This is a genomic window from Endozoicomonas sp. (genome assembly GCF_031844845.1).
Lineage (GTDB): Bacteria > Pseudomonadota > Gammaproteobacteria > Pseudomonadales > Endozoicomonadaceae > Endozoicomonas.
The window spans coordinates 1-13050 of record NZ_JAVRMB020000402.1 but is presented as its reverse complement, the minus strand read 5'-3'; the positions used below and the strand labels follow the sequence as shown (position 1 = coordinate 13050).

Annotated in this window: 11 protein-coding genes; 5 read left to right on the top strand and 6 right to left on the bottom strand. The window is 45.8% G+C overall.

Annotated features, from left to right (window positions below; genetic code table 11):
- A partial coding sequence (locus RM811_RS22290; RefSeq protein WP_402528616.1) for a hypothetical protein occupies positions 1-590 on the bottom strand: 590 nt, incomplete at its 3' end.
- 354 nt (positions 591-944) lie between these two features.
- Here RM811_RS22290 and RM811_RS22285 point away from each other — a divergent pair.
- Complete coding sequence (locus RM811_RS22285; RefSeq protein ID WP_402528613.1) at positions 945-3020, top strand: hypothetical protein; 2076 nt, start codon at positions 945-947, stop codon at positions 3018-3020.
- 46 nt (positions 3021-3066) lie between these two features.
- On the opposite strand, the gene RM811_RS22280 is transcribed toward RM811_RS22285, so the two are convergent.
- Complete coding sequence (locus RM811_RS22280; RefSeq protein WP_402528610.1) at positions 3067-4212, bottom strand: JmjC domain-containing protein; 1146 nt, start codon at positions 4210-4212, stop codon at positions 3067-3069.
- A gap of 125 nt (positions 4213-4337) precedes the next feature.
- Here RM811_RS22280 and RM811_RS22275 point away from each other — a divergent pair, with 125 nt between their 5' ends.
- Entirely contained in the window at positions 4338-4979 is a 642-nt protein-coding gene (locus tag RM811_RS22275) for a glutathione S-transferase family protein (RefSeq protein ID WP_402528607.1), read from the top strand.
- A gap of 49 nt (positions 4980-5028) precedes the next feature.
- Here RM811_RS22275 and astB read toward each other — a convergent pair whose 3' ends face one another.
- Genes astB through astA form a run of 3 tightly spaced genes read right to left on the bottom strand, consistent with a single transcriptional unit; the run spans position 5029 to position 8976 of the window.
- Entirely contained in the window at positions 5029-6384 is a 1356-nt protein-coding gene (astB, locus tag RM811_RS22270; protein ID WP_402528604.1) for an N-succinylarginine dihydrolase, read from the bottom strand.
- A 3-nt stretch (positions 6385-6387) separates the two neighbouring features.
- Positions 6388-7866: a succinylglutamate-semialdehyde dehydrogenase gene (gene astD / locus RM811_RS22265; protein ID WP_402528602.1), complete on the bottom strand. Its 1479-nt coding sequence runs from the start codon at positions 7864-7866 to the stop codon at positions 6388-6390.
- A gap of 60 nt (positions 7867-7926) precedes the next feature.
- Entirely contained in the window at positions 7927-8976 is a 1050-nt protein-coding gene (gene astA, locus RM811_RS22260; protein ID WP_402528599.1) for an arginine N-succinyltransferase, read from the bottom strand.
- 296 nt (positions 8977-9272) lie between these two features.
- On the opposite strand from astA, the gene RM811_RS22255 reads away from it, so the two are divergent.
- Positions 9273-10514 carry a hypothetical protein gene (locus RM811_RS22255; protein WP_402528596.1) on the top strand — a complete coding sequence of 414 codons (1242 nt, stop codon included), beginning with the start codon at positions 9273-9275 and terminating at the stop codon, positions 10512-10514.
- Positions 10515-10572: 58 nt separating this feature from the next.
- On the opposite strand, the gene RM811_RS22250 is transcribed toward RM811_RS22255, so the two are convergent.
- Positions 10573-10938, bottom strand: coding sequence for a hypothetical protein (locus RM811_RS22250; RefSeq protein ID WP_402528593.1), 366 nt, complete (start codon positions 10936-10938; stop codon positions 10573-10575).
- Between the two features lie 172 nt (positions 10939-11110).
- Here RM811_RS22250 and RM811_RS22245 point away from each other — a divergent pair, with 172 nt between their 5' ends.
- Positions 11111-12307 (top strand): glycosyltransferase family 4 protein, encoded by a 1197-nt coding sequence (locus tag RM811_RS22245; protein WP_402528591.1) that lies wholly within the window; start codon positions 11111-11113, stop codon positions 12305-12307.
- Positions 12308-13050, top strand: a 743-nt coding sequence (gene rfaP / locus RM811_RS22240) for a lipopolysaccharide core heptose(I) kinase RfaP (RefSeq protein ID WP_402528588.1), incomplete at its 3' end; no start/stop codon positions are given.

The window sequence follows — 13050 nt, the reverse complement described above, 5'->3', positions numbered from 1 at the left end:
GCATTAACCCCAAAGTTAAGACCTGGCTTCTGGTTACCAGGCGTGTAGTTGTATTCCCAGAAAAAACCGGTGATCAAATGATTAAATCCCATTTCGCTAAATTCTTTCGGACCGATAATATAGTCCTCACCGCATACCGGGTCACTAATATGGCTTAATTGCTCTCTTAGCAGGTTGTTCAAGTCATCAATGGCATCAGCGTAAATGCCCTGGATATCCATAAGCGGATCATTGATACCATCAAATTGAAATCGTAGTGACTTTGGTAATTCAAAATCATTACCCATATCTACGTTGTACATCAATTTTATCATCTCAAAGGTATCTGGAAAAATCACTGAAACACGTTCTGCATAAAAGGGATCTTCAGAAATGTTTATTGGTGTGATTTCAACGTTGGATAAAGATATTTTTCCGGTTACATGAACTGTGGTCGCTTCAAACCGGATAATGGCCTGAGAGGATGCTAATAATACGAATTTATTAAGTTTTTCAGTGATCTCGCTTTCAGCATAAAATTTAAGCCCAAACCAGCTGGCCGAAATTAGAATAAATAGTATTAATAATCTTTTGATAAGTAAGATAATCATATGGCCACCTGAATACGGAATTACTACATTGAGGCGAGCACTCATTATTATGATGATTTGTATTATCTAATAATTATTCACTGCTTTATAAAAATATGTCTTTATTTTTTTAATTATCAAGTATTAACTGCTTTGGATGTCGGATCTCAAGTGTTTTAATAGATGGTTGTCACATTCTTGACTTGTTTTTTGTTTTTTTATTATTTGTGTCAAAAATATATCAATATTAAGATTTGATTCTTTTGGTTTTTTATGGATTACTTTAATACTATATTTATTTAAATAAATTGATTTTGATTTTGATTATTAATTATTTGATTTAATAGACGGAATTATTTTTAAAAGGAATTTATCATGCCATTAGTGCCGAATAATGACTCTGTTAATTCTGCGGCCCTGGGGCAAAACGCCAGCCCGTTTGAGCCGGAAAAGACTGCGGGTAAGGCAGGGAGCCGCAAAGTAGATACTGTAGATGCTGTAGAGCCATCAATTCCAATAAGTGAAGGTGGGCAGGCTGCATCCAGTGAATTAACAGAAAATGTTAAACCCGCTGAAGCCAAAGCTGTCCTTGGAACAAAAGATGTTGACTCAATGGTTAAAAGGCCTGAAGAACAACTAAATGCAATTTTGTCTGATCAGACGTTGGCGAGAAGCTATAAAGAACAGGCTAAAGATACCTATCTAAATGCCTCGGAATATGCATTTTCAGAACTGCAATCCTTTGTAGGTGAAGTCGATTCTGGTCTTGACTCGAAGAAAATGGCTAAAGCGTATAAGGCAAAGCTGAAAACTATAAGGCGTGAATTAAAGAGCTTTGAAAGAGATGCGTCTGATCTAAAGGTTACTGTCACTACTCGAGATGGCAGTTCGATTCAATTAATTCCCTTTAAATTAAAAGATATAGATCCAGGGGAGTTAAAAGGATTGTTGGGTATAGCTATGGCGCTAACTAAAGAGACTATGGAACAAAGACCTGAAAATCCTGGATACATGATAAAAGGCATGTATGAAGAAAAAATATCAAGTTGTGAGAGTCAGACCCCCCCCCTTTTACAACAAGTGGATGATAAAGCAAAGGAAACCTTTGAGTCCAGTTTTAAACTTTTGAAATTTCCACGAATAGAATTGCACTTTGATTCAAGTGATTCACGTCCAGTAGAAAAAACACAAGAAAAAAGTAGCTCACCTGATAGCACGAAACAAAGTGAATTAAAAATTACTAATACGGGTGAGTTTTATGACGGAAAAGTGGATGATGAAAGTTCAGAAGTTAATCCGCAGACATTAGGTCCTGAAGAGTTAGAACTCCAGAAAAATATTGAGAATGCTCAAGCACAGCGGAAGGGAGTTTTGAGAAATGATGCTTCTGAATACACCGAAGAAAATGAGGGTAACGATAAACTATTAGCTCAGGATTTAAAGAAGACTCTCTCAGCGATACCTTATTCCAACTGGGAAGGAGGCGCTAACAAACCTGAGGAGGATGGACCGAATTCTGATGGGGGTAAGCCGTCAAGGAATCCGCCAAAAGCTCCGTCTAATGAACATTTTCAAAAGTGGCTCCAGAAACGAAATTCAGCAAGAAAGGGGCAACCCAAAAATAGCAAGCCTGACTCTCAGCCTGTTCCTGGCAGTAATAAACCACGAGTTCCTCCAACTGGAACCAGCCTTTTAGATATGTCTGCTGATCAGGTACGTTCCTTCAAAGAACAGGAGTTATGGAGCTATATGACACCAGATCAAGTTGTAAAAATGTTTATGGAACCTAAAAGTCTGATTCCAAAATCTGCTTATGAAGCGGTGAAGGGCAAGGCGAATGTGGGAGTTTTTGATGCCTTGAAAAAGGACGTTCGAATGCCAACATTTGAGGCATTGGTAGAAACAATGCAGCAACACGTACCTCTCCCACTACTGATAAACGTAGCAGTTGAACATGATGGTGCCGGTCTGTTTCGAGCTCTTTTTGCTTATGTAACCGGTGAAAATAAATGGATTAGCAGCGAAACGGCTTCCAAAGCAGACGTGTGTGAGATGATTAAAAGTGATGCTATTGCTTTAAACATAACATCCGCAATTGAAAGTGCTGTGGAAAAGTATCAGAACGTAAACACTGAAACGGAAGCTTGGCAAACAGTAGTTCAAAAGTTAAAAGAAAACGATGGATCAGCTGATATAGTTTCACGAATTTTCAATGTTGTTATAGCTAATGGTGAGTTCTCTGGCAAATCCTCCGATGACCTTGCTGATTTATTATACCTTAAGCCTTTGATTACCGACGGTGACGATAATCCATATGCTGTTGAGTTAGGAACTTTGGCCCAATTTATGTATGAAGCCCTGCTCTCTGAGTTAGGCGTACCAATGTCTAGCGGCAATGAAGTAGGAATCCGATCTGAAAATGGCCATTTTAGTTTGGTTACTACAAATTAGCGATGGTTGGCGATGGGAAGTAGTCTGCTCTCCATCGCTAATCGCATCACTCTTCCAAGTATATTATTCCGTTCTTTACTAGCTCTATTAACCATTGCTGGCATTCCTTACCTTTGCAGCTAATCCATTCTTCAGGCTGAAGATATTGCTGACCGCAGAGTTTTTTGGCCAATGTAAGTAGTTGTTCATTTGCGCAGGGATAGCATTCACCATTGGCAAAGACAAAGGATTGGCTGCCTTGATAAAAAGCCAGCCTGGAACCTTCGCTGATTCTAAGGTTACAGAAACCAAACTCAGAAATCAGAGCTGACCATTGATCAATAGCCTCTTCATCAATGGGTTGAGGGTGTTTGGGCTGAGTCATGGCTGAGCCAAACCAATGAGCTATAAGTTCTTTGTCTTCTATATAGTGGCGCAGAATAGTCTGAACTCTATCTATCGCCTGTTCATCAATTTTACCCGGATCACTCACCGGTTGTTGATCGGCATCAGAGTAGCGGAGGCTTTCACTGAGTTGATCCGTTACAAAGTCGGTAAACTGCATCAGAATATCCCGGTGGCTGGGCGCACGTAAGCCAACGGAGATCGTCATACATTCTCCCTGTGCTACACCATGATGACCCACTCCCGGTGGGAGATAGAGCATATCACCGGGCTCGAGCACAAAGTCTTCCAGAACCTCAAACCCGGAAAGAATGTGTAATGGTGTGTTGTCCATGGTAGGGGATTTTTCATTGTAGACCGGACCAAGCTGCCATTGTCGTTTGCCTTCTGCCTGAATCAGAAAAACATCAAACTGATCGTAATGAGGTCCTACGTTGCCGCCATCAGTAGCATAACTGATCATAATATCTTCCAGGCGCCAGCTGGGCAGAAACCGAAAGTATTCGAGTAGCTCATGAATTTCCGGAACCCAGTGGTCAACAGCCTGAACCAGCAGTGTCCAGTGGTTTTCCGGAAGAGTGCTGAATGTCTCCTCAGTAAAAGGCCCGTGGCGTAACTCCCAGGGGGTATCCCCTTGTTCAAGGATCAGCCTGGATTCGACCTCTTCTTCCAGTGATAGACCAGCAAGTTCATCCGCTGAAACAGGCGGTTTGAAGTCGGGTATGGCCTGACGAATCCGCAGAGGTTTTTTTTGCCAGTATTCACTGAGGAAGTTAGCTGGAATGAGATTTTTCAGTGCTTTGCTCATTGCTCAGTGGCTCGTTTAATAAGGCAGGGAAATCATGCTCTGGTTTTCTTAATATTGCAAAGGCGACCATGGAAGGTAGGATAGGCTTTGGATTATGATGCGAACTTATCATAGAGGAAATAACCATGAGCAAACTGTATGGTGTGCCATTATCACCCATGGTGCGTAAGGTATTACTGGCTCTTGAAATAAAAAAAATTAACCATGAAATTGTTCCGGTCATGCCTTTCAATAAACCTGAAGGTTTTGAAAAGATCAGCCCGCTGGGAAAAATTCCTGCCTGGGAGGACGATAAGGTTACCCTGGCAGATTCTACGGTTATTTGTGAATACCTTGAGGATCGTTACCCCGAACAACCTCTTTACCCCGAAGATCCTGCGGGAAAAGCCAGGGCACGCTGGTTTGAAGAGTATGCCGATACGGTAATGCTGCCGGTACTGGGAACGGTATTTTTTGAACGTATTGCCAAAAAGATGATGAATCAACCTGTGGATGAAGCCAAAGTGCAGGAAATTCTGGAAAGTAAGCTGCCGGGAACATTTGTGTATCTGGAGTCGCAAGCTCCGGAAGCTGATTTTTTATTTGGCCCGGACCTGCAAATGGCAGATATTTCCATAGCGACGAATTTTATTAATCTTGGTCACGCAGGGGTAAACGTTGAACCTGCGGAATATCCAAAACTGGCCGCTTATGTTGAGCGTTTGCTTCAGCATCCAGCAGTGGCGAATAGAATCGCGGAAGATAAAAAATTTCTGGGTACTAAATAGCGGCAGAAGAGCGAGGTGCATGGGTATTCAGCATGCACCTGATTTGCTGTTATTGTTGAAATGGATAAACAGAGCCCAGGTTAAGAATGCCTGTCAGCTCATCCAAAGCGGTGCGGGACTCGGTCAACAGCAGTGGGTCAGCCAGATCCTTGTCGGACAGTTGATCACGATAGTGTTTATTGACCCAGGCGTTAAGCGTTGAAAGTAAACGGTCGTTTATCAGGCAGTTCTGGTTGGTAGCCGCCAGTTCCTGCTTATTCAATACCACTCTTAATCGCAGGCAGGCTGGCCCCCCACCGTTGCTCATGCTCTGGCGGAGATCAAAGACCTTGAGGTCTGTTATCGGACAATCTGAATCGCTGACCAGACTTTGCAGGTAGTTCCAGACCGCAGACTCTTTCTCGCACTCTGAAGGGACAACAATCATTGTCCTGTCTCCAATAGAGAGCAGTTGACTGTTGAACAAATAGGTTCCTACAGCCTGCGATACCGAGACCTGGCTATCGGCTACTTCAACGATATGCAAATCTGGCTCTCCATAAGCCCTTTTTAAAGCATCATATACCGATGCCTGATTCAGGAATGCCTGTTCATGGCAGAACAGTAAGTTGCGGTTACCAACCGCAATAACATCGTTGTGAAAGACCCCCTGATCAATCACAGCGGGGTTTTGCTGCGCATATACAATTTTATCCGGATTAAGCTGATGTAAGCGTGCGATAGCCTGACTGGCTTCAAGGCTTTGGCGAGCCGGGTATTTTTGTGGCGATGCCCTTTGCTGATTAAAAGCAGTCTGTGGATTAAATGCCCCCTTACCGTAGACAAAAAATTCGACGCCCTGTTCTCCATACCCCTGACAAAAACGGGTATGGTTTGCGGCTCCTTCGTCGCCAAAGTATTCGGTGGATGGCAGGGCTTGATGATGAACAAAGTGGTCAGGGTTGTTAAACGTCGCCTGAAGTATTTTTCCTGTGACTTCATGTTCAATGGAACGGTGAAACTTGTTGATTAAATTAGCAGGGGTGAAATGTACTTTGCCATCAGCACAGTCTGCACTGGGAGAAACGGTGGCAGCATTGGCTGTCCACATGCTGGAGGCTGAGCAGCAGGCAGCCAGTACTGCGGGCATATTTTGGGCTGCGTCAGAAAGGATTCGGGTGTCGCTACCGCTAAAGCCCAGCCTTTTCAGCGTGGCAATGTCCGGTCGCTCCTGGGGGGCTAAAACACCCTGAATAAAACCCATTTCACTGAGGGCTTTCATTTTTTCCAGACCCTGCAGTGCAGCCTGTTTTGGGTTTGCTGTATTTCCAGCATGATGGAGTGAGGCTTTATTTCCCCGGGACAGGCCAGCGTAGTTGTGGGTAGGGCCGACCAGTCCGTCAAAGTTTGCTTCTATTGTTGTCATTGTTTATAAATCCAGCCCGGGTGCCAGGTCTTTCGGCATACACAGCGAGTCAGACTCCACACTGGCCACCGGGTAGGCACAATAGTCTGCGGCAAAGTAGGCACTGGGGCGATGGTTACCACTGTCGCCCGGTCCACCAAAGGGAGCTGCGCCGCTGGCACCGGTGATTGGGCGGTTCCAGTTAACGATGCCCGCACGGATTCTCTGTAAAAAGTACTGGTATTGTTCCGGTTGTTCACTGAATAGTCCGGCAGAGAGGCCAAAGCGTGTGTTGTTGGCTTCAGTAACGGCATCGGCAAAGTTCTGGTAACGGATCAGTTGCAACAGCGGCCCAAAGTACTCTTCATCCTGGCGCTCTTTGATAGCAGTCACGTCAATGATCCCGGGAGATATCAGTCCGGTTCCTGCTTTAAGGTGTGTGGCCGGTAGAATGGATTTGCCACCCAGTGTTTTCAGCGCTTCCTGGGCAGCGAGAATCCCTTTGGCAGCCTCTTCTGAAATAAGGGCGCCCATAAAAGGAGCGTCTTCGTCATTCCATTGGCCCACCTTGATTTTGGCGGTTGCTGTGGCCAAAGCCTCAACAAACTGATCACCCCATTGGGTGGCAGGTACGAAAAGGCGACGGGCACAGGTGCAGCGTTGGCCGGCAGTAATAAATGCTGAGTGAATAGTGTCGTGTACTGCAGCTCGGGTATCACTCATCTCAGTGATAATCAGAGGATTGTTTCCACCCATTTCCAGTGCCAGAATTTTTCCTGGCTGACCACCGTATTGCTGGTGGATCATTTTTCCGGTGTTGGAGCTGCCGGTGAAGAAGAGGCCATCAAGACCCGGGTGAGCTGCCAGGGCTATCCCGGTCTCTTTTTCTCCCTGAACAAGGTTGATAACACCATCGGGAAGGCCTGCCTGCTGCCATAGTTTAATGGTAAGTTCAGCCACTGCCGGTGTCAGTTCACTGGGTTTGAAAACAACGGTATTACCGGCCAGCAGAGCGGGAACGATATGTCCGTTGGGAAGGTGGCCCGGAAAGTTATAGGGGCCAAATACAGCAACAACACCATGGGGTTTGTGTCGTATAACGGATTTTCCCACTGGCATGCTGTTTTCAATGGTGCCGGTACGCTCATGGTAAGCTTTTATTGAAATCGCTACTTTTCCCACCATAGCAGCCGCTTCGGTTTTTGCTTCCCAGAGAGGTTTACCGGTTTCTCTTGCAATAGCCTCTGCAAGATAGTCTTTATTCTGCTCCAGCTGTTTTGCGAAAGCCTGGATGACAGACGCCCTTTCTTCGATGGGTCGAAAAGCCCAAGGATGGCTGGCTTTGCGGGCAGCCTTGATTGCCTGATCGACTTGTTCAGCCGTTGCACTGGCGCCTTGCCAGAGGGTTTCTCCGGTGCCAGGGTTGGCCGATGCAAAGGATTTTCCATTTGCTTTAAGCCACTCTCCATTAATGAAGAGGCATTGTTGTTTTGTTGCGGACATGGTTTTGATCCTCTCTTAATTGGCTCAGGGCTGTTTATTCGTTCAAGGCTTTTTACCGGCTCAAGGCTGACTGGATAATGGCACGACACGCAGTAGTTGATCTTCTTCAATACTAAGAGCGGCAGCCTGCTCTCTTGTTATTTTTACAAACTCCATTCCTTCATAGGACAGGCTTCCCATGATGCAGCGAAAGCCTGACAGTTCACTATTGGCCATCAGCCAGCGACGCTGGTCGGTTGTATTACTATCAACAATTTTAACCTTGTACTGCCGGGACTCCCTTACCGAGCGCATGTCTTTAACTCTTGCCTCCAGCAGTGGGCCTGCATCAAAAATATCCACGTAACCGGTGTAATGAAACCCTTCTGTCTCCAGCAGGTGCCGTGCCGGGGTTGTGCTTTCATGGGTCACACCAATGATGTCCAGCGCATCATTCGGGAGCAGGTTGGTATAGATGGGGTGGCGAGGCATGAGCTCAGCGATAAAGGCTTTGTCGACAGTAGACTGCCGATCAGCTTCAGCAAAATCCACAGCAAAAAAGTGTCGGCCAAGGGCTTCCCAGAAAGGGGATATCTCATTCTCATCACAATAGCCCCGCATTTCGGCAAAGATATTTGCATCAAACAACTCAGGAAATGCGGCCAGGAACATCATGCGACTTTTGGACAGAAACGCACCATTTTTGGAGTGGCGGTAATCAGGGTGGAGGAAGAGCGTACACAGTTCTGAGAAGCCGGTATGGTCACTGCAGAGCATCAGGGTGTTTACCATGGTATAGACATTGAGCTGCTGTGATGCATGAACCTGTTTACTCACCTTGTAGTTATACCAGGGAGAATCAAGCCCAACGGCAGACTCAATACCTGCTGTGCCAACCACCTGGCCGGTTTGTGTATCTTCCATAACAAACAGGTAGAGTGCATTTTTGTGGTCTGGGTCAGTGGTACCCGGTTGTTGGGAGGCCTGCTTAAAGGAAGTCAGTGCCCATGCGAGTTTTTTGTCTACCATGGGTCGATTGGATTGCAGGGAGGTGAAGCCGGCACCGGTCTGGTTAGCGATTTGCCAGAGTGCTTCACGGTCTTGCTCATGTATGGGACGAATAACAATCATAGTCAGACACTGCCTCTATTTTTCTTTTGAAAATGCCAGCACGAATTGTTTACAAAGCGTAGAGAGTCGGCATTTTCAGCTCAGGGCTGTTTAATAATCAGTCAGTTATTACGGTGTACATAGACTTGGAAATGGTACCTGAAACTTTATTGATTGATAGACCGTGCAAACTAAAAAAGTGAATCTATAGTTAGCTCCGTTAATTAGATGATTATAACGCTTTGCTAAATAGCGAAAAAATTTTCTGTAGATAATAACCTATGACCCAGCCACCGGCACCTGTGCAGCATCAACCTGTGAATGTGAATAATTTTCCTCATCCGTCAGGTGATGCTTCTGTGCCCGCAGTATCCGGTGATATTTCAGTGAGTCAGCCTGACGGGACGTATATTAAAAAAGACCCCTTTACACGATTAGAAACCTGTAAATCGCTTTTCAGCAGAATTGTATGTTCCCTGGAAACCACCCTGTGGCATACGCTGGATGCATTTAACTGGGCGGGATATTTAGCGATATGGGCAGTTGCCGGGGCAACGTTCATGGTGGGTATGATGGCATTGCCAATCATTATTAAGTCAGCCGTTACCGGTATCGTGATCATGGCCTGTGAAGCGATTGGAGAAGCGGTACTTCGATATTACTCCACCGATGAATTTCCAACAGACCGTTTACCCGTGCTTCTGGACAGACTGCCGATAGAAAAACTTCCGGTTCTTGGTGATTTCTTAAGTTTTAAATGGCTTAGATATCTCCCTACCCAGGGGGAGAGGTGCGATGAGAATAAGCTGACATACTTTGGCAGCAGGATGGTGGTGGGTGGTGTTTATGGAAGCTTTCTGGGTTTTTTCTCAGCGCTTATCAACTTATCTCCGCAGAGTATACTGGCGACAGGTGTCGTTGCAGCCGGGGTTGCTTTTGGACTGAGAGTGCTTATGTGTGCGAAGGTTGCACTGGATTTTGTCTTTCTTTCCAGGCATGAAATGAATGAAAATCGGCTATATCACAAGGATAATTTCGTCAACAGGCCTATACGTGAGCGGCTGACAGGAAGTGCAGAGTCTTCCCGGTATATACCAATGCCTGCACCAACCGATATTGATGCATCACTGCAGTTATTGAACTTACCAGTATCGAAAGAAGCGGTGGTTAAGGACCATGTCTTCAATGCTGCTGAAGCGCGGTGTAATGAACTTGCAGGACAGGGTTTGCAAAAGGAACTGTTTGATCGCTGGGTAAGTTTGTATAGACACACCCAGGAGCAGCTTTATCAATTCATAAAGCAAAGAGACTTACAAATAGCGAAAGGGCAGGTACTTCAACAGAGAGTCATTCGTCAGAACGTTGAGCTGGAGCAAAGAGATCGCAGGCTGTTAGGTTTGCCGCTGGAAGGGCTACTAACTCCAGAGCAGATCGATGCAGGGTATAAATCGGCAAGTGCAGTGCATGAATGTCATAAAGATATAGATGTTAATGAGATTGACCGGTCTGCAGCTCGCCTGAAGGCCTTTTATGGGGGGCAGGCAGCTACTGCAGTGTGAGATGAGCCTGGTACATGGTTTCTTGGAATTGACCTCATCATAAAGCTGTTTATTTCATTCAGATCTTGTACCACTGAGCAAACTTATGAAGTCCCTCCTCAATGGTGGTCGATGGCTTGAAGCCTACGGTATCCATTAAATCGCTGACATCGGCATAGGTTGCGTAGACATCGCCTGACTGCATTGGCAGATATTGCTTTTCTGCCTGCTTGCCAATGGCATTTTCCAGAGCCTGAATGAAGGTCATCAGTTCAACCGGTTGGTTGTTGCCGATGTTGTAAAGCCGGTAAGGGTCAGTGCTGTTGAAGTGATCAGATTTGGTTTGAATAACATTCTGAATTCGCACAATAACGGTTTGTCCATTGTTGCATTGTCGTGTGATAAGGTTAAAATCCCGATCAATTTTCATGGCGTTGAGGCTCATGCTGTTTTTCAGCGTTCATGCGTATGTAACAGCCTTTATAGCTGGGTAAAGTATCAAGAGTTGCCCGGAAGTATTGCTGCAACGGTCGGGCGGGATTGGTGATTTCTTCAATTTGGATCAGGCTGTTTCGGTATACTGCCTTAAATTCGACGGGCGGTGGCGTGGGGGGAGGATGTTTTCACCTTCTTTTCAGACGAGCAGCCTGATTGCAACAGGACAATCCTGCAATATGACCCTGGCTTTTGCTCTGTACAAGTATTTTCCCTACGGCGGGTTACAGCGTGACTTTCTACGAATAGCCATGGAATGCCAGCGGCGTGGCCATGACATCAGGGTCTATACAACCTGTTGGCAGGGTGAGCAGCCGGAAGGTTTTGATGTGCGTCTTCTGCCAGTTAAAGGACTGTCCAATCATGCACGAATGCTGAATTTCCAGAAGCAGATTCAACAATCGTTAAGCAGTGAACCAGATATTATTCTGGCAGGTTTTAATAAACAGCCCGGATTGGATGTTTATTATGCGGCTGATACCTGCTATCAGGCTAAGACTCAAGCCAGGAGCTGGTGGTACAAACAGACTTCCCGATATAAGCATTACAGTGCATTTGAACGGGCTGTATTTGCCAAAGAAAGCAAAACCGTATCATTGCTGATTTCCCCGTTAGAAAAACCTGTTTTCCAAGAGTACTATCAAACGCCTGATGATCGCATATATATGCTTCCACCAGGTATTTCCAGAGATCGCTGCCGACCTGATGATGCTGATGTTATACGCACAGAGTTTCGTCAGGAATTTCAATTAAACGATAATGACCACCTGGTTCTGATGGTGGGCTCAGGTTTTAAAACCAAAGGTCTGGACCGGGCTATTCGGGCCATTGCCGCGCTGCCTGAAACCGTAAAACAGAAGACTCGATTTTTCATTATCGGTCAGGACAGGCAAAAACCTTTTGAAACGTTGGCCAAACAGCTGGGCATTGCTGAGAAGATACGGTTTTTTGCTGGGCGAGATGATGTTCCTCGCTTTCTGCTCGGTGCGGACCTGCTGATTCATCCGGCCTATAACGAGAATACTGGCACGGTGCTTCTTGAGGCACTGGTCGCCGGATTGCCAGTATTAACGACGGATGTCTGTGGTTATGCTCACTATATTCTTGATGCCGATGCCGGGCGAGTAGCCAGTTCCCCATTTTCTCAGGCTAAACTCAACCAGCTTACCTATGAAATGTTGTCATCAGAGAATCGTCGAGAGTGGTCTGGAAATGCCGTCGCCTTCAGCAAAAAAGCAGACTTGTACAGCATGCCTGAACGAGCTGCGGACGTTATTATTCAACAGGCGAACAAGAAACTCGCAGAGAGGGCTCGCTGAATGCTTTATCTGAGAGACGATTTAAAGAAAGCATGGCAGGGGCAGGATCCCCAGCAATTGCTGGAGAATATGGATGGCGAAGTCTATCGGGCGCTGGAAGCCCGCAGAACCTTCCGGTTTGAATTGAACGGCAAAGGATTCTTCGCCAAAGTTCATGGAGGGGTTGGCTGGTTCGAAATCTTCGAAAACTATATCCGTCTGAGAAAGCCGGTTCTGGGTGCCCGTCATGAATGGGAAGCCCTGAACAAACTGCACGACATAGGGATTGATACCATGACTCCGGTGGGGTTTGGTGAAACCGGTAGAAATCCTGCTGCCCAGCGTTCATTTCTGGTGACCGAAGAACTAAAAGACATGGTTACCCTGGAGGATTTTTGCAAACCGTGGAAAACAACGCCGCCGCCGTTCAGACTCAGGCTCGCCATCGTTGTTAAACTGGCTGAAATCAGTAAAAAGATGCACGGCAATGGCATCAATCACCGGGACTATTACCTCTGTCACTTTATGATGCCTGACCTGAGCAAACCTGATCCTGACAATCTGATGTTTTATATGATTGACCTGCACCGGGCACAGCTCCGTGAAATCACGCCTTTACGCTGGGTTATCAAGGATCTTTCCGGGCTTTATTATTCGGCCATGGATATTGGTATCACCCGAAAAGATATTTTCAGGTTTATTAAAATCTATACCGGCCTTCCTCTTAGAGAAGCATTAACGCAGCATTTATCAATGTGGCGGGC

What these genes read in the sequence shown, in the direction of transcription:
- astB (WP_402528604.1), bottom strand. Translation starts at nt 6,384, where the DNA reads ATGACAACAATAGAAGCAAACTTTGACGGACTGGTCGGCCCTACCCAC.
- RM811_RS22245 (WP_402528591.1), top strand. Translation starts at nt 11,111, where the DNA reads ATGTTTTCACCTTCTTTTCAGACGAGCAGCCTGATTGCAACAGGACAA.
- RM811_RS22250 (WP_402528593.1), bottom strand. Translation starts at nt 10,938, where the DNA reads ATGAGCCTCAACGCCATGAAAATTGATCGGGATTTTAACCTTATCACA.
- RM811_RS22285 (WP_402528613.1), top strand. Translation starts at nt 945, where the DNA reads ATGCCATTAGTGCCGAATAATGACTCTGTTAATTCTGCGGCCCTGGGG.
- astA (WP_402528599.1), bottom strand. Translation starts at nt 8,976, where the DNA reads ATGATTGTTATTCGTCCCATACATGAGCAAGACCGTGAAGCACTCTGG.
- RM811_RS22275 (WP_402528607.1), top strand. Translation starts at nt 4,338, where the DNA reads ATGAGCAAACTGTATGGTGTGCCATTATCACCCATGGTGCGTAAGGTA.
- RM811_RS22280 (WP_402528610.1), bottom strand. Translation starts at nt 4,212, where the DNA reads ATGAGCAAAGCACTGAAAAATCTCATTCCAGCTAACTTCCTCAGTGAA.
- astD (WP_402528602.1), bottom strand. Translation starts at nt 7,866, where the DNA reads ATGTCCGCAACAAAACAACAATGCCTCTTCATTAATGGAGAGTGGCTT.